The 15,634-nt window shown below is 47.5% G+C and carries 17 protein-coding genes; 15 read left to right on the top strand and 2 right to left on the bottom strand.

What is annotated here, in order from left to right; all coding sequences use genetic code 11:
• Positions 1–155: 155 nt before the first annotated feature.
• From LZG74_RS19725 to LZG74_RS19710, 4 genes are all read left to right on the top strand, one after another.
• Positions 156–1,085, top strand: coding sequence for a toprim domain-containing protein (locus LZG74_RS19725; RefSeq protein WP_233798224.1), 930 nt, complete (start codon positions 156–158; stop codon positions 1,083–1,085).
• Between the two features lie 123 nt (positions 1,086–1,208).
• The gene (locus tag LZG74_RS19720; protein WP_233798223.1) at positions 1,209–1,586 is read left to right on the top strand and encodes a MobC family plasmid mobilization relaxosome protein; all 378 of its coding nucleotides are present in this window, start codon (positions 1,209–1,211) and stop codon (positions 1,584–1,586) included.
• A gap of 70 nt (positions 1,587–1,656) precedes the next feature.
• Positions 1,657–2,511, top strand: coding sequence for a relaxase/mobilization nuclease domain-containing protein (locus LZG74_RS19715; protein ID WP_255699429.1), 855 nt, complete (start codon positions 1,657–1,659; stop codon positions 2,509–2,511).
• The gene (locus LZG74_RS19710; protein WP_233798221.1) at positions 2,508–3,101 is read left to right on the top strand and encodes a hypothetical protein; all 594 of its coding nucleotides are present in this window, start codon (positions 2,508–2,510) and stop codon (positions 3,099–3,101) included. The genes LZG74_RS19715 and LZG74_RS19710 overlap by 4 nt, the downstream gene beginning before the upstream one ends.
• 58 nt (positions 3,102–3,159) lie before the next feature.
• Here the strand turns inward: LZG74_RS19710 and LZG74_RS19705 are convergent, their stop codons facing one another.
• Positions 3,160–3,651, bottom strand: coding sequence for a cupin domain-containing protein (locus tag LZG74_RS19705; protein WP_233798220.1), 492 nt, complete (start codon positions 3,649–3,651; stop codon positions 3,160–3,162).
• Positions 3,652–3,666: 15 nt separating this feature from the next.
• Positions 3,667–4,572: an AraC family transcriptional regulator gene (locus LZG74_RS19700; protein WP_233798219.1), complete on the bottom strand. Its 906-nt coding sequence runs from the start codon at positions 4,570–4,572 to the stop codon at positions 3,667–3,669.
• Positions 4,573–4,737: 165 nt separating this feature from the next.
• On the opposite strand from LZG74_RS19700, the gene LZG74_RS19695 reads away from it, so the two are divergent.
• From LZG74_RS19695 to LZG74_RS19645, 11 genes are all read left to right on the top strand, one after another.
• Entirely contained in the window at positions 4,738–6,348 is a 1,611-nt protein-coding gene (locus LZG74_RS19695; RefSeq protein ID WP_233798218.1) for a carboxylesterase/lipase family protein, read from the top strand.
• A gap of 142 nt (positions 6,349–6,490) precedes the next feature.
• Positions 6,491–7,345, top strand: coding sequence for an aldo/keto reductase (locus tag LZG74_RS19690; protein WP_233798217.1), 855 nt, complete (start codon positions 6,491–6,493; stop codon positions 7,343–7,345).
• A 51-nt stretch (positions 7,346–7,396) separates the two neighbouring features.
• Positions 7,397–7,882, top strand: a complete 486-nt coding sequence (locus LZG74_RS19685) for a nuclear transport factor 2 family protein (RefSeq protein WP_233798216.1) — start codon at positions 7,397–7,399, stop codon at positions 7,880–7,882.
• A 13-nt stretch (positions 7,883–7,895) separates the two neighbouring features.
• Entirely contained in the window at positions 7,896–8,366 is a 471-nt protein-coding gene (locus tag LZG74_RS19680; protein WP_233798215.1) for a nuclear transport factor 2 family protein, read from the top strand.
• A gap of 17 nt (positions 8,367–8,383) precedes the next feature.
• On the top strand, positions 8,384–9,016 hold the full coding sequence (locus LZG74_RS19675; RefSeq protein ID WP_233798214.1) for a flavodoxin: 633 nt from the start codon (positions 8,384–8,386) through the stop codon (positions 9,014–9,016).
• A gap of 44 nt (positions 9,017–9,060) precedes the next feature.
• Positions 9,061–10,128 (top strand): alpha/beta fold hydrolase, encoded by a 1,068-nt coding sequence (locus LZG74_RS19670; protein WP_233798213.1) that lies wholly within the window; start codon positions 9,061–9,063, stop codon positions 10,126–10,128.
• A 103-nt stretch (positions 10,129–10,231) separates the two neighbouring features.
• The gene (locus LZG74_RS19665) at positions 10,232–10,915 is read left to right on the top strand and encodes a carboxymuconolactone decarboxylase family protein (protein WP_138484962.1); all 684 of its coding nucleotides are present in this window, start codon (positions 10,232–10,234) and stop codon (positions 10,913–10,915) included.
• Between the two features lie 38 nt (positions 10,916–10,953).
• Positions 10,954–11,433 (top strand): (2Fe-2S)-binding protein, encoded by a 480-nt coding sequence (locus LZG74_RS19660; protein WP_255699428.1) that lies wholly within the window; start codon positions 10,954–10,956, stop codon positions 11,431–11,433.
• A gap of 25 nt (positions 11,434–11,458) precedes the next feature.
• Positions 11,459–12,100, top strand: a complete 642-nt coding sequence (locus tag LZG74_RS19655; protein WP_233798212.1) for a hypothetical protein — start codon at positions 11,459–11,461, stop codon at positions 12,098–12,100.
• A gap of 41 nt (positions 12,101–12,141) precedes the next feature.
• The gene (locus tag LZG74_RS19650) at positions 12,142–13,155 is read left to right on the top strand and encodes an aldo/keto reductase (RefSeq protein ID WP_233798211.1); all 1,014 of its coding nucleotides are present in this window, start codon (positions 12,142–12,144) and stop codon (positions 13,153–13,155) included.
• A gap of 143 nt (positions 13,156–13,298) precedes the next feature.
• Positions 13,299–15,551: a xanthine dehydrogenase family protein molybdopterin-binding subunit gene (locus tag LZG74_RS19645; protein ID WP_233798210.1), complete on the top strand. Its 2,253-nt coding sequence runs from the start codon at positions 13,299–13,301 to the stop codon at positions 15,549–15,551.
• The last annotated feature ends 83 nt before the right edge of the window (positions 15,552–15,634 follow it).

The raw sequence follows: 15,634 nt of genomic DNA, 5'->3' as shown, positions 1-15,634 counted from the left end.
AGTTGATGAAAATGATGAAGTCCTGATGAGCTATAACCAACTTGTTTTCAATTGCTTAAATACAATTTTCATCAAATCATCAAAAAACAAGGTGCATTAACCCCGTAGAAACCGCGGTTTTTGAGATCCATTCATTCAGCATCAAAACGATCACTATGACTTGTGAACAAGCCAGGGAGATTTCCATTGTCGAACTCCTGCAAAACTGTAAGATCCATCCCCAATACGTCCGCGGCCAGGACTATTGGTATCTCTCGCCTTTGCGCTATGAGAAGACGCCATCATTCAAGGTCAATGCGAAATTGAACCTTTACTATGACCACGGCACCGGCCAGGGAGGCGATATCATTGACTTGGGCCGCCACCTTTTCCAATGCGATACAAAAGCATTGCTGCAAAAACTTGAATCTGAACATTTGTTATTTCACCCGCAACTGTTCGCTGCAAGGGCTGCGCATATACAGAGTAGCGTTACCCCTGACACTATCCAAACGGCGATCCAGATAACTGCTACAAAGGATTTGGGAAGTAACGTTGCTATCAGCCAATACTTGCAAAAGCGCGGCATTGACCTTTCAATTGCCGGGCCTTACTGCAAGGAGGTTTACTACCAGGTTGGAGACAAGAGCTACTATGCCGCCGGCTTCGAAAACCGCTCAGGAGGCTATGAGCTCAGAAGCTCACACTTCAAGGGCTCGTCATCCCCAAAGGACATTACCCATATCAATAGCGGGCACAAGTCAGTGTGTGTATTGGAAGGCTTCATGGATTTCCTTTCTCTTTTAACACTGCGAAAACACACGCCGGTCCACAGCGATTTTCTCGTGCTTAATTCTGTCAGTCTGGCAGACCGGAGCCTGGATATTCTCAAAGATTACCGGACCGCTTTCATCTATCCAGACCGGGACGAAGCGGGGAAAAAGCTATTGGAAAAATATCAGGATGCAGGACTAAAGTGCGTGGACGCCTCGGGCATTTATCAAAACCACAAGGATCTAAATGAGCTTCTAATGTCAAGCAAATCGTACGAAAAACAGATCAAAAAGCAGCAGACTTTCAAAAAGTCTGGCGGGCTGCATTTGTAAGAGTCTTCAGAGAGCAAGTTTGTGTTTTCGCTTCGCAAAAACCCGTCCCGCTCCCGCGTGACTGGAACTTGCCTTTTTCTCCCGGTGGTCGCAAAAGGTTTAAAACAGATAATGGAATGTGAGATGGAAAAGACAGAAATCAAAGGCCCAAAGCCCTACAATCCCAAAGGCGGCAGGCCACCAAAAAAAATAAAACGGCAGAGCCAGCTTATGGTTAGGCTGACCGAAACCGAGCGTTTCTTGATCGAAGAAAAAGCCAAGGATGCAGGCATGAAACCAAGCGCCTGGTTCAGACAAGCTGCTAAGAAAGCAAAAGTAATCGCCAGGCTCAAACCCGATGACCTCAGGTATCTGCGGACACTAACCGGTATGGCCAACAACCTGAACCAGCTTACGCACCTTGCCCATAAGGAAGGTTTGACATTCATTAGGCAATGTTGCAAGGAGCTGCTTTTAGAAATCGATCTAACCTTAAAACAGCTTAGTATCGATGATCGGTAAGGTAACGATTGGAAGCAATTTCGGTGGTTTAGTCCGGTATGTGATAGAAAAGTAGGAGGCCACTCTGTTAATGGCCGAAGGTGTAAGAACAGGTGAAGTCCGAGCTATGATCCAGGATTTCAACATGCAAAGGAAAGTCAATCCGGACTTGACAAAAGCTGTCGGGCATATCTCGCTGAGTTGGAGTAAGGAAGATGCCGCTAGACTATCGCCTGACATTATCAAGCAGCGTGCTTTGGAGTACATGGAAAAGATGAAGATAATGAGCACGCAGTTTATTCTTGTGGAGCACCAGGACAAAAACCATCCGCATCTACATATCATCTACAACCGGGTGAATAACGAAGGGAAGACCATCTCAGACCGGTTTCAGAAAGATAGGAACCACAAGGTCTGCAAAGAGATCACGCTCAGATACGGATATCATTTGGGTAAGGAAAAACAGCAGGTCAACCGGCAGCAGCTTAAAGGTGCAGACAAAATCAGATATGAATTGTATGATGCTATCAAATCAGCAAGCGCAACCGCTGCAAGCTGGAATGAACTGCGCGCCAGGTTGGAAAGGCAAGGCATCGAGACCATTTTCAAGTATAAATCTGGCACTAGTGAGATCCAAGGCGTCAGCTTTGCCAAAGGCGATCTGCAATTCAAAGGATCAAAGATCGATCGGAGTTTAAGCTTTGGCAGGCTAGATGCGTTGATCCGGCACAACCAGACACTGGCGATAGCGCAGCCGTTTCAGATGCAGCTACAATATCAGTCCTCCCGCCCGCAAGAAACATTCCGGCTCGCAACCCTCTCACAGCAGATCCCCGACGATCGAATACTGGATGACTTGCTCCGACCTGTCCAGCAATTTGACCAGCAGGGTACAAACCCATCAAAAAAGAAGAAACGTAAAAAATACTTAGGACAAAGCTTATGAAAAAGATAGAAGAACAACTCGAATCCATTGAAGAAGTGCTTTCACTTGTGATCAGGAAAAACGCATCGATTGAAAACCTAATCCAAACGGCCAGTGAGACTCAAAACAAGGCTCTGGCCGATAGGCTGATGGCACTAAAAAGGTATTTAGAGCACCATACTTCAAGTCAACAGTTGGAGCCTTACTTTTCCCAGATTAAGCAGGCAATTGTAAGCGTCCCAAAGGCATCAGAAGTCAGGCACCACCATCATTTCGACCTTCGGTCGAAAGGCTTTATAATCTCGGCAGCTGTGCTGTTGCTATCAACAGCTATAAGCATTGCAGTGGCCATCAGCAATTACCACGAAAGCAGCAGGCTGAAAGAAACTGATCTCAAATTCCGGATTGCCAGGCAGCTCAGCCCGGAACTTACGGCGAGAGTTGATAGTATTTATTACAAAGACCCTGACCGGGCAGAGCTTGAAACGCAGAAGCGTGAGGCACATGAGCTAACCGTAAAGGAAGCAGAAGAAGTTTTCAGTAGGCGACGAGAGGAGGCTGAGGAGGCGCAAAAACAACTAAAAAGACTTAGAAGTGAACATAAACTTTAACTTTCACTCTAATCAAGAGGGAAGGCTTAACTGCGCCATTATTTGCTTCAAATTCAAATTACTTTGTATTAGAATATTCAGCAGGTGTTACCGGCTGTAACCACTTCACCCTTCCGTTAGCATGATTAGGTGTCACGGCCATTTGAACAAAGCCGGTTTCGGGAGAAGCGCCGTGCCAATGCGGCGTGTTGGGCGGGCATTTCACAGCATCACCTTTTCGAAGGACTTGAATGGGTTTGCCTTTTTCCTGATAATAGCCTTCACCGTCGATAGCGATAATACCCTGGCCGCCTCCATGTGAATGCCAGTATGTCCTGGCACCTGGCTCAAAGGTCACAGAAGACACTGGAATATTGAAAGCACTATCAGCTTGGATCAATGGGTGAACCCATGCTTTTCCAGTGAAATTGCTAGCTGGGGCCAGCTGTCCTTTTGGAAAAATCGACGTGCTTGGCGACCCGGCATCTTTTACCTGGGCGCTTACAAAGATGTGGGTAAGCGTCAGCAGGAAGGCTAACAGCAAACGGTTCAGTCCTTTTGATCGCTGCATTTCGCGGGGCTTAGATTAATTGAGATTGCTTAAAATCCTGTATTCATTTGGGGTTTGCCCAATCCGCTGTTTGAACAGGCGGCTAAAATGCTGGGGATATTTAAAGCCCAACTCAAAGGCAATTTCGTTAACGGTTTTGTCGCTACTAAATATCCTTTCCTTGGCGGCTTCAATCACCTTCATTTGAATGTATTCCTGGGCAGTCTGACCGGTTTCTTTCTTGATCAGGTCACCAAAATATTTTGCTGATAAATTGAGCTCTTCGGCACAATACGAGACAGACGGCAGGCCAATGGTCTGGGGTTTCTCTGAGCTGAAATAGCTGCTCAAAAGGGTCTCAAATTTTGCCAGGATTCCCCGGTGTATGGTATCGCGCGTAATAAACTGCCGATCGTAAAAGCGTGTGCAATAGTCCAGGAACAATTCGAGATTCGCGACAATGAGTTTTCTGCTGTGCTTGTCAATAGCGTGTTCTAGCTCATACTTGATCTTGCCAAAACAATCCATCACTATCTGCCTTTCACGCTGTGATAAATGCAGGGCTTCATTGACCTGGTAACCAAAAAACGAAAATTCATACATCTTCCCGTTCAGCGAAGTTCCCAAAAGCAGATCAGGATGAAATACGAGCGCGTGGCCTTTGGGTTGATAAAGCTCCCCGTCATTTTCGACAGTGAAAACCTGTCCAGGAGACATGAAGACAAGCGTGCCCTCCTGATAATCATAATATTCTTTCCCGTAACGAAGATCGCCGCAGACGACATCTTTTAAGAAAATCCCGTAGCAGCCCATGTATTGGCTGGTCTTCTTTCTGGGACTGGCGGTTGACAAATCAATCACAGTAACCAGCGGGTGCAATGTTTCCTGTTGGTTAAATGCATTGTATTGATTTACAGTTTCGAAACGAATGATGTCTTCCATAGTCTGAGAATTTTATATGCCCAAAGTTACCCAATTCATTACCCGGTTGAAAACCTGGAAAGTCAAATCAGGAATATTGGTAGACAAATCGGGAATCTGTATACCATTTGCTCTGAAAGCAAAGCCGAAATTTACAATCCAATTAAACTGCGGAAATATCCAAAAATGAGAAACATACTTACAGGTTTAACTTTCATTTTAAGTTTTGGTTTGCAGGCCCAGCCAACATCAACCAATACAGGTGCCAGCGCAAGTCCTACGGTGCAGACAAGCGCTGGAACTTTACGGGGGCTCACAGAAGCAGACGCTGATGTCTTTAAAGGAATCCCCTATGCGGCAGCACCGGTTGGAGAATTCCGGTGGCGGCCCCCGCAGCCATTTACTGCATGGCAGGGCGTAAAGGATGCAACCAAATTTTGCGCCGATTGTGCCCAGGCGGGCTGGCCACGCCAGGCGGGTAAGATCCGGGAAAACACATCGGAGGATTGTCTGTTTCTAAATATATGGAAGCCTAGTGCAGCCAAGCTGGGAGCCAAACTACCTGTCATGGTATGGATTTACGGAGGCGGGTTTGTGGGCGGTGGGAGTTCCTATCCTGAAACTTTCGGCACTCAGTTTGCCAAACAAGGCGTCATTCTGGTGAATTTCAATTATCGCCTGGGTCGGCTCGGGCATTTTGCGTTCCCTGCATTAAGCGCTGAGCATCCCAATGAGCCAAAAGGGAGCTATGCCTATATGGATCAGATCGCGGCGCTTAAATGGGTGCAGCAGAATATTGCCGCATTTGGTGGTGATCCAAAGAATGTGACGATTTTTGGAGAATCGGCTGGTGGCGTTTCAGTGCATTCACTGCTGACGATCCCGTCTGCGAAAGGCCTTTTTCAAAAGGCAATTATCGAGTCGGGCGGCGGCCGTGACGGCGTTTTATCAAGCAGGCCGATCAGTAAAGAAAATGCCGACAAATATTATCCTGTGTCAGCCGAGACAATCGGCGTAAACTTTGCTGCTAAACATGGTATCCAGGGTAAGGATGCAGCAGCCTTGGACAAACTGCGCTCACTTTCTGTGGAAGATATTGTCGATAATGGACAAGAAAGCAATGGCCAGGGCGGGGCGCTGATTTACGCCGGGCCGATCCTGGACGGCAAATTGGTTGTAGAGACATTCGAGCAGGCATATAAGGCAGGCAGGCAGATCCGTGTTCCAATCATCATTGGTTCGAATAGTGCAGAAGTACCGGCTGGCTTTGTGAATGCAAAGTCAAAGGACGAATTGCTGGCGCAGTTTGAACCTGTACGTAAGGAAATGACTGCTGCCTATGATCCGGATGGTAAAACAGACTTCGCTCAAATGCTTTCGATGGTCAACACCGATAAAGTTTGGGCAGAGCCAGCCCGTTTTACTGCAAGTGCGGTCACAGCCAAAGGTGACAAAGCCTACGTTTATCTTTTCTCCTATGTTGCAGCTGCTATGCAACAGCGGATGCGTTTTGGTGCATCGCATGCTTCCGAAATCGCTTATGTTTTTGACAATCTGATCGAGCGCAACGGAGCTACAATTGCACCAACAGACAAACAGGTTGCTACGATGATGAACACGTATTGGGCCAATTTTGCCAAGACATCAGACCCGAATGGTAAGGGCTTACCAAAGTGGCCGGTTTATGATCCAGGGAAAAACGAAATCATCGAGTTCCGCTCTGACGGCTCGGCTATGGGCGGGCCCGACCCTAAAAAAGCACGGCTGGATGTGATGCAGCAGGCTGCGGAGAAATAGACTAAGAGCGGTTCTGGCATAGCTTTCCTATAATGGTTTGACCCAAACTTCTACCGGGAATATTGGTAGAGAAAACGGGAATCCATATACCAAATATGCCCTTGGGAAGGCGGAACTTTGCATCATCAAATTAAAGACCACTATGGAAACAGTGAAATTGAATAACGGCGTAGAAATGCCAATTCTAGGGTTCGGGGTTTTTCAAGTACCGGACCTGGCAGAATGTGAGAGAAGTGTATTAGACGCGATCGATACAGGTTACCGTCTGATTGATACAGCGGCGTCTTATCAAAACGAAGAAGCCGTAGGGAATGCAATAAAGAAAAGTGGCCTTGCCAGGGAAGAGCTCTTTATCACTACAAAGCTCTGGATACAATCCAACGGATACCAGGATACCAAAAAGGCATTTGAGGTTTCGCTGAAAAAGTTACAGCTGGACTACCTGGACTTGTATTTGATCCACCAGCCATTCGGCGATGTGTATGGAGCGTGGCGGGCAATGCAGGAACTATATAAGGAGGGTAAAATCAGGGCAATTGGTGTAAGTAACTTCCAACCTGACAGGCTCATTGACCTGATCATCCACAACGAAATAGTCCCGGCAGTCAACCAGATTGAAACGCACCCTTTTCACCAGCAGATCCAGACACAACAGTTCCTGGAAGAAAACAATGTGCAGATCCAGTCCTGGGGGCCATTCGCAGAAGGTAAAAACGGCTTGTTTCAAAATGAGCTTTTAGCCTCGATTGGTCAAAAATATAACAAAACAATCGCGCAGGTAGTCGTCCGTTGGCTCACGCAGCGGGGGGTGATTGCAATTCCCAAATCAGTCCGTAAAGAAAGAATGGCAGAGAACCTGAACATTTTTGATTTCCAGCTGAGCGCGCAAGATATGGACGCGATTAAATCTCTGGATACCCATGCGAGTAGCTTCTTTGATCACCGCGATCCTAATATGGTGAAATGGCTGGGTGAAAGAAAGCTCAACGACAAATAGCCTATAAGAGCCAAGAAATTAATATTTAACCTCTAAATCAACTTATTACCTATGCATTCTCAATCATTTTTCAAATCTGTTCTGGTAGCTACGTTTTTGGGGCTATGCTTCGTGCTGGCAGGTACTCAATCGTCACTTGCACAAGGCGCAGCCGGCCAGGAGCAACAAATCATTGAGCTTTCAAAAAAGAAGTGGCAATGGATGGCTGATAAGAACGTGGACGAGCTGGCCAAACTCTTTGATGACAAAGCAAAATTTGTCCATATGAGCGGCACCTGGAAAAAAGACGAAGAGCTCGAAATCATAAAGACCGGAAGCATCTGGTATAAAAACGCAGACGTCAAAGATGTTGCTGTCGAGATTGTGGGTAACACGGCAATTATTTGGAGCCGGATTATGCTTTCAGCGATGGTCAGGGGCAATGAAGCCAATACAGAGTTTACTGTTACAGAGGTTTATACCAAACAGGCCAGTGACTGGAAACTGTTGGCGCTCACATTCAGCAGCGTGCGCGATACGCATGTTATCAAACATTAAAACCGGGGATATAATGAAATTGAACGTAAATAAAACAATCACCAGAATCCTTACCTGCCTGATGCTTGCAGCAGGCTTGATCCTAGGATCTCAGGGAGCATTCGCGCAAGTTGAAAATAGCGCCGAGCAGAAAATCATTGCACTTTCTAAAACGAAATGGCAATGGATGGCAGACAAGAATGCAGACTCGCTTGCTGCGCTCTTTGATGAAAAGGCCATCTTTGTTCACATGGGCGGATCCTGGGGCAAACAGCAGGAAGTCAATATCATCAAGTCCGGGGGCATTCACTACAAAAAGGCAGATATCCATAAAGTATCTGTAAACATCATTGGATCAACGGCTATCCTTCTGAACAGGATTACACTGTTAGCGATCGTTGGCGGCAGGGAGGTTACCAACGAGTTTGAAGTGACGGAAGTGTATGTGCAGCAAAAAGAAGGTTGGAAACTGGGATCACTCTCATTTACCAAGGTGGGTGGATAATAAACAGATCAGAAAACATGAAACTAACCGCTCCATTAGCACACCTGCTGCTGGCTTTTTTGTTTTTGGTTTCGGCTTGCTCTTCTACTCAAACGGAGCGGATCGATGCTGAAACGGGTCCTGAGAAAGCAGCTGGCAAGATCCTGATCGTCTATTTATCCCGCACGAAGAATACCAAGGCAGTTGCGGAAATGATCCAGAAGACCGTAGGTGGAAAACTGGTAGCAATTGAGCTGGAAAAGCCGTATCCTGAGAATTATCAGGCAACTGTCGCGCAGGTAGCCAGTGAAAACCAGTCGGGATATCTGCCGCCTTTGAAAACTAAAATTGATAGTATCGGCCAGTACGATGTGGTCTTTGTCGGTTTTCCGACCTGGGGGATGCAGCTACCGCCGCCGATGAAAAGTTTTTTAAAACAATACGATTTGAGCGGTAAGACCATCATTCCATTCAATACGAACGGTGGCTACGGCATTGGCAGCACGTTCGAAACAGTCAGGCAGCTATGCCCGAACAGTAAGATACTGGAAGGTTATTCGACCCGGGGCGGCCTTGAAAGGGACGGGCAACTGCTGATGATCAAGGATGAGAAAGCGCGCCAGACCGAGGATGAGATCAAGCAATGGCTCGAAAAGCTTAAAATAATTTAATGCGAACAATTTGATTCAAGCGTCGCAAATTAAATGCAATAGATATGAGAAATAAAGCAATGCTAAGCCTTGTATGTGTGATATGCTCCATAGTAAGCTTGCAAGGCCAGCCACAGAAAACTAAAAGTCAGAAACCTTTAATCATCCAGGAGCAGGGCGCTTTTTCGGCTGGCGGCAGCGTAACCAAAAGTGAGGGCACATTCGACGCGCTAAAACCCTGGAATGTAGCGCAGGGCGGACAAACCCGCCACGGGGACCATGCCGACGTGTTTTACCAGATCCCACCAAAGGCAAAGCGACTTTCTATGGTTTTCCTGCATGGCTACGGGCAGTCTCGCCGCAGTTGGCAAACCACGGCCGATGGAAGGGAAGGCTTTGCCAATATCTTTCTAAGAAAAGGCTACGGTATTTATCTAGTAGACCAACCCGGGCGTGGCCATGCAGGGCAAACTTCAAAGCCGGGACAGATCACGGCCACACCAGATGATCAGACCTGGTTCACCCAGTTCCGGATCGGCTTGTATCCAGATTTTAATGAGGGCGTGCAGTTTCCAAAAGACAGCGTATCGCTCAATAATTTTTTCCGGATGATGACGCCCAACACGGGCAGTGTCGATGAAGCAACGATTGTAAATGCTATGTCGGCAGTGATGGATAAATCTGGCGACGGGATCTTGTTTACCCATTCCGCCGGTGGTTCGCCGGGATGGAAGACGGCTATTATAAACCAGCATGTTAAAGCCGTTGTGGCCTATGAGCCGGGCGGGTTTACCTTTCCCGAAGGCCAGGAGCCCGAAGGCAACCGTGGCGGTAAAGGAGTGCCGCTTGAAGAGTTCAAGAAACTAACCAAAATACCCATCGTGGTTTATTTCGGTGATTTTATCCCGAATGACGAAACGAAAGCAGCTTCACTTAATTTTTGGAGGAATGTATTGGCTACGGCGCGCCAGTGGGCAAAGGTGGTAAACAGCCACGGGGGTGATGCGACTATTGTCCATTTGCCAGAGATAGGTATTAAAGGCAATACCCATTTTCTGATGTCGGATTTAAACAGTGAGCAAGTTGCAGGCGCGTTGGAGAAATGGTTAAAAGAAAAAGGCCTGGATAAGTAATCATTAGACTATGGATTTAAGCAAAATCAAATTGAGAACCATCAGGTTAAAATCATCTGCCTTAATAACGGTGTTAGCGGTAATTTTGGTGGCTACTAGCGGCATGAATGCACAGAAAGTGACCAGCTCCAAAGAAGGGTTAGATTCAAAAGAGAAAAGTATCATTATTATTTCTTCCCTGACAGCACAAGGTGAGATCCCAAAGCTAAAAAAACAGCTTGAAGGGGGCCTTGATGCAGGTTTGAGTGTCAATGAGATTAAGGAAGTCCTGGTACATACCTATGCCTATTGTGGCTTTCCACGGAGCATTCGAGGCCTGCAAACATTCATGCAGGTCATTGAAGAAAGGAAAGCCAGGGGCATTAATGATAATATGGGAAAAGAAGCATCGCCTGCTGCTGCTGATAGCAACAAATATGAGCGCGGCAAAAAAATATTAGGAGAGCTGACGGGCACGCCGCAGCCCGAGCAGCCTTCGGGCTATGGGGCATTTGCGCCGGCCATAGACACATTCTTAAAGGAACATTTGTTTGCAGACATCTTTGAAAGAGATGTGCTGACCTACGGCCAAAGGGAACTGGTGACCATTTCGGTAATCAGCGCTATTGGCCAGGCAGAGCCGATGCTCAAAAGCCATTTGAACATTTCACTACGTACAGGTTGGTCGCCTGCCCAGTTAAAAGAGTTTGTCACGGTCATTGCCCCAACAATTGGCAAGCAGAAAACCACAGCGGCAAATACAGTTTTAAACGAAATATTAAGCAGCAATAAATCCGACGAAAGATAAAAAGTATCATCTCACCATCAATGTAAACACTATTCACCATGGCCAAAATCACATTAAACATCAACAAAAAGGATTACCCTTTGGAAGCTGATCCGCAAATGCCGCTCTTGTGGGCGATCCGCGATCTGGCTGGTCTGAAAGGGACTAAGTATGGTTGTGGGGTCGCGCAGTGCGGGGCTTGTGTGGTGCATTTAGACGGCGAAGCAGTACGCTCTTGTGTGACCAAGGTCAGCCGGGCTGCTGGAAAAAAGGTGGTAACGATCGAGGGGTTGTCTGAAACAAATTCACACCCTGTCCAGAAAGCCTGGCAGGAAATTGACGTGCCGCAATGCGGTTATTGCCATTCCGGGCAGATTATGTCGGCTGCGGTGCTGCTGCGCGAAAAGCCTAATCCGACCGACCAGGATATTGATGATGCGATGGCGGGTAATATTTGCCGCTGTGGCACCTACCTGCGGATTCGCGAGGCAATCCACACGGCTGCCGAGATGCAGAAAAAAACAGGTACGAAGTGTTAACACCGTCCATTTTCAAACTCACCTTATGAAGCAAAAATCAGAAAATGGAATGAAACTATTTGTTCCAAAAAAGGCCGCTACCGTGCTGTCAATATTCATTTTTATCATCGCCGTCGGGGCATCTGCATTCCGAAATGATGCGCCGGTAAAACAGATTACATTCAGTACCATTAACCGTGATAGCGTAGCGTCGGTGCAAGCTTTTGACACTGTTTACAAAACGCTGATGAGCCCGCGCTGTATGAACTGCCATCCGGCTGGTGATGTGCCATTGCAAGGTGATGACAGCCATTTGCATGCGATGGGACCCAAACGTGGCTTGGATGGCAAGGGCGTTTATGCCATGAAATGTTCTAATTGCCATCAGGAAACCAACATAGCTGGCCTTCATATGCCGCCCGGCAACCCTGAGTGGCATTTGCCGCCTGCTGCCATGAAAATGGTTTTTCAAGGAAAAAGTGCGCATGAGCTGGCTAAACAGCTGGTCGACAAAAAGCAAAATGGGAACAAGGATATCAAAAAGCTGATCGAGCATGCCGATGATGGGCTTGTGTTGGCAGGCTGGGATCCAGGAGAAGGAAGGACATTGCCACCGGTAACACATGCCGAATTTAAAAAAGCCTGGATTACCTGGCTTCAAAGCGGCGCTTACGCCCCCAAGAAGTAAGACTTTCAATTCAGGATCATCAACGACAAAGTAAGAACACAATGGAAAAAAGACAATTAGGAAAAAGCGGGCTTGAAGTGTCAGCACTTGGCCTGGGTTGCATGGGATTGAGCTTCGGCTACGGCCCGGCGATAGATAAAAATGATGGCATTGCACTAATTAGGGCTGCATTCGAGCGCGGTGTAACTTTCTTTGACACTGCCGAAGCTTACGGGCCATTTACCAATGAAGAGCTGCTGGGCGAAGCACTTGAACCTTTTCGGGATCAGGTAGTGATTGCGACAAAATTTGGCTTTGAAGGTGGCGACTCGAAAGGCGGGCTCAACAGCAAGCCTGAAAATATACGTGCATTTGTTGAAGCGTCACTCAAACGCCTTAGAACAGACCGCATCGATTTGCTATATCAACACCGGGTCGATCCACAGGTGCCAATAGAAGATGTGGCCGGAGCAGTAAAAGAGTTGATCCAGGCTGGAAAAGTCAAACATTTCGGACTTTCAGAAGCAGGCGCGCAAACGATTCGCCGGGCGCATGCGGTTCAGCCAGTCGCTGCGTTGCAAAGTGAATATTCATTATGGTGGCGAGAGCCAGAAAATGAGATTATCCCCACTCTTGAAGAGTTGGGGATCGGTTTTGTTCCATTCAGCCCGTTAGGCAAAGGGTTTTTGACTGGGAAGATCGACGAGAACACAAACTTTGACAAAAACGATTTCAGAAATATCGTACCCCGCTTCACCATAGAAGCACGTAAGGCAAACCAGGAAATGGTGGAATTGCTTAATCGTATTGCGCAGCAAAAAGGTGGAACAGGAATGCCTGACACAGGAATGCCTGCCACCCCGGCGCAAATTGCATTGGCCTGGTTGCTCGTGCAAAAGCCCTGGATTGTGCCTATTCCAGGAACAACGAAGCTGCACAGGTTAGAAGAGAACTTAGGCGGGGCAATAGTCCAACTTAGCGAGCAGGACCTGGCTGAAATCGAAACTGCAGCTTCGAAAATTAAAATTGAAGGGGCGCGATATCCCGAAGCGTTGCAGAACCGGGTTGGCAAATAGCCCGTGGACGCTGCTTTATTTGCTATTGCTGATGAAAGTCTGTCCTTACAGGATTAGCCCGAAAAGATAGAAATACATGCACTTGGCCAGTTAGAGATTGAAGCAAAAAAGATTCTTAGTTAACTATTTAAAGATATCCGAACATGGACAAAGATAAAACAGCCTTGAACAGACGCTCTTTCCTAAAAGCTTCAATCCTGTCTGGTGGCGGAATGATGCTTACCGTGAGCTGGTTATCCAGCTTCAAATCTGCTGATGAGACCCAGGCGCTGGGCTTGCCTGAGCAGTGGGCAACCCTGAATGGTTACATTCATATCTTACCTGATAACAAGGTGAAGCTCATTTGTCCCAACCCTGAATTTGGTCAGAATGTAATGACTTCCCTGCCGATGATGCTGGCCGAAGAACTGGATGTGGATTGGAAAAACGTGAGCGTCGAAATGGGGCCACACGATCCGGCCAAACTCGGGGCACAGTTTACAGGCGGAAGCAATTCTGTGCGCATGTACTGGAAACCCCTTCGTGAGGCCGGGGCAGCTGTCAGGCAGATGCTGCGAGAAGCTGCCGGCCAAACCTGGAATGTGCCAGCCAGCGAAGTGAGCACCAAGGCAGGTGTCTTGTCGCATTCGAGCGGGAAATCGGCCAAGTATGGAGATATGGCCAGCAAAGCAGCCAGCGTGCCTGTACCAAAAGATTTGAAGCTGAAAGCACCAAAGGATTTTACCATTGTCAGCAAGTCCAAAAAGAATGTAGAAATAACGAAGATCACTTCCGGCCAGCCGCTTTTTGGGTTGGATTATAGTGTTGACAGAATGCTGATCGCCATGATCCAGCACCCGCCTGCTTTTGGAATGAAACTAAAATCCTTCGATGCTGCCGAAACATTGAAAATGCCGGGCATTAAAGATGTTTTCACCCTGAAATTATATGCGGCCGATTTTGAACAAGGCGGTTTTGATACGCGTACGTTCAATGATCTGTTGGTTATAGTCGGAAGTAGCACCTGGGAAGTGATCAGTGCGCGTAAAAAACTGGTTGCCAACTGGGAAGCAGCTGGTGATGTGAAAGACACAATGGGTGGAAGGGGCGGAAAGCGGGAAGTTACCGTTCCAGGAGCGCTCGAAAGTACAACCACACAGATGCAGCAAATGCAGGAATATGCTGCCAAACCAGCTCAGGAGTTGAGACGAGATGGTGATCCGGAAGCAGCGTTTAAGAATGCAGCCCAGGTAATCGAGCGTACATACAACGGGCCCTTTTTGGCTCATAATTGCATGGAGCCGATGAATTTCTTTGCCCATGTGACAGATGAAAAGGCGCTGGTAGCGGGGCCCTTGCAAGCCCCAGGTTGGTCTGAGCCTACACTTGCAAAGCTATTAAACCTGCCCGCCGACAAGATTGAGATACAAATGACGCGCATGGGCGGTGGCTTTGGACGCAGGGCGTATGGGCATTATCTCTACGAAGCTGCGTTGATTTCCAAAAAAATGAAAGCGCCTGTTAAGCTGATGTACACAAGGGAGGACGACATGACCTACGGTATTTACCGCCCGATGTACACAGCCACTTACCGCGCTGCTTTGGACGGCAATAAAAACCTGATTGCTTTTCATGTGAAAGGAGGCGGCATTCCCGAGCATCCAATACATGCAAACCGTTTTCCGGCCGGGGCTGTTGACAACTACCTGGCAGAAGGCTGGCAGATCGCCTCAAACATTACCATAGGTGCTTTCCGGGCTCCCCGGTCCAATTTCAACGCAGCTGCCGAACAATCGTTTCTAGATGAAGTAGCAGAAGCAGCTGGCAAAGATCCGATCGCATTCAGGCTGGAACTTTTGAAAAGGGCAAAGGAAAAGCCGGTAGGCAAAAACAACGAATATGATGCAGACCGTTACGCAGGTGTACTGGAACTGGTGCGTGATAAATCTAACTGGAACAAGCCCGGAAATGAGAAATACAACCGTGGGGTGGCCGCTTATTTTTGTCACAATTCCTATGCGGCGCACGTCGTGGATATGATCACACGAGATGGCCAGCCTTATGTCGAGCGCGTTTTCAGCGCAATGGATTGCGGGATTGTCATTAATCCCGATGCTGCTACCAATATGGTGCAAGGCGCGGTCGTGGATGGGATCGGTAATGCATTTTATGGCCAGTTGACCCACAAAGAAGGTGCCGCCCAGCAGAGCAACTTTCATAATTACCGGATGATTCGGATAAACGAAGTGCCCAAAAGCATTCAAGTCCATTTCGTGCAAAACGAACTCGATCCAACCGGATTGGGGGAACCTCCATTTCCACCGGTCTTTGGGGCCGTGGCGAATGCTTTATATAAGATGAAAGGCAAGCGTTATTATAACCAACCTTTCAAGGACGAAACGGAAAAAGTTATTTAAAGCATCAGAAGATATGAGATAATCACTTTGACTCGACCCACAAGCTTATCGCTTCGTGGGTCTTTTCTTTCGTTAATTTAAAA

Source organism: Dyadobacter sp. CY327, from assembly GCF_021390415.1.
Classification (GTDB): Bacteria; Bacteroidota; Bacteroidia; order Cytophagales; family Spirosomataceae; genus Dyadobacter; species Dyadobacter chenhuakuii.
The sequence above is the reverse complement of the archived record's forward strand: the minus strand, read 5'-3'. Positions and strand labels throughout refer to the sequence as shown.

Coding starts and splice junctions, on each gene's coding strand:
- LZG74_RS19705 (WP_233798220.1), bottom strand. CDS start 3,651: ATGCAGCGATCAAAAGGACTGAACCGTTTGCTGTTAGCCTTCCTGCTG.
- LZG74_RS19725 (WP_233798224.1), top strand. CDS start 156: ATGACTTGTGAACAAGCCAGGGAGATTTCCATTGTCGAACTCCTGCAA.
- LZG74_RS19710 (WP_233798221.1), top strand. CDS start 2,508: ATGAAAAAGATAGAAGAACAACTCGAATCCATTGAAGAAGTGCTTTCA.
- LZG74_RS19695 (WP_233798218.1), top strand. CDS start 4,738: ATGAGAAACATACTTACAGGTTTAACTTTCATTTTAAGTTTTGGTTTG.
- LZG74_RS19720 (WP_233798223.1), top strand. CDS start 1,209: ATGGAAAAGACAGAAATCAAAGGCCCAAAGCCCTACAATCCCAAAGGC.
- LZG74_RS19675 (WP_233798214.1), top strand. CDS start 8,384: ATGAAACTAACCGCTCCATTAGCACACCTGCTGCTGGCTTTTTTGTTT.
- LZG74_RS19660 (WP_255699428.1), top strand. CDS start 10,954: ATGGCCAAAATCACATTAAACATCAACAAAAAGGATTACCCTTTGGAA.
- LZG74_RS19650 (WP_233798211.1), top strand. CDS start 12,142: ATGGAAAAAAGACAATTAGGAAAAAGCGGGCTTGAAGTGTCAGCACTT.
- LZG74_RS19680 (WP_233798215.1), top strand. CDS start 7,896: ATGAAATTGAACGTAAATAAAACAATCACCAGAATCCTTACCTGCCTG.
- LZG74_RS19690 (WP_233798217.1), top strand. CDS start 6,491: ATGGAAACAGTGAAATTGAATAACGGCGTAGAAATGCCAATTCTAGGG.
- LZG74_RS19715 (WP_255699429.1), top strand. CDS start 1,657: ATGGCCGAAGGTGTAAGAACAGGTGAAGTCCGAGCTATGATCCAGGAT.
- LZG74_RS19665 (WP_138484962.1), top strand. CDS start 10,232: ATGAATGCACAGAAAGTGACCAGCTCCAAAGAAGGGTTAGATTCAAAA.
- LZG74_RS19670 (WP_233798213.1), top strand. CDS start 9,061: ATGAGAAATAAAGCAATGCTAAGCCTTGTATGTGTGATATGCTCCATA.
- LZG74_RS19655 (WP_233798212.1), top strand. CDS start 11,459: ATGAAGCAAAAATCAGAAAATGGAATGAAACTATTTGTTCCAAAAAAG.
- LZG74_RS19645 (WP_233798210.1), top strand. CDS start 13,299: ATGGACAAAGATAAAACAGCCTTGAACAGACGCTCTTTCCTAAAAGCT.
- LZG74_RS19700 (WP_233798219.1), bottom strand. CDS start 4,572: ATGGAAGACATCATTCGTTTCGAAACTGTAAATCAATACAATGCATTT.
- LZG74_RS19685 (WP_233798216.1), top strand. CDS start 7,397: ATGCATTCTCAATCATTTTTCAAATCTGTTCTGGTAGCTACGTTTTTG.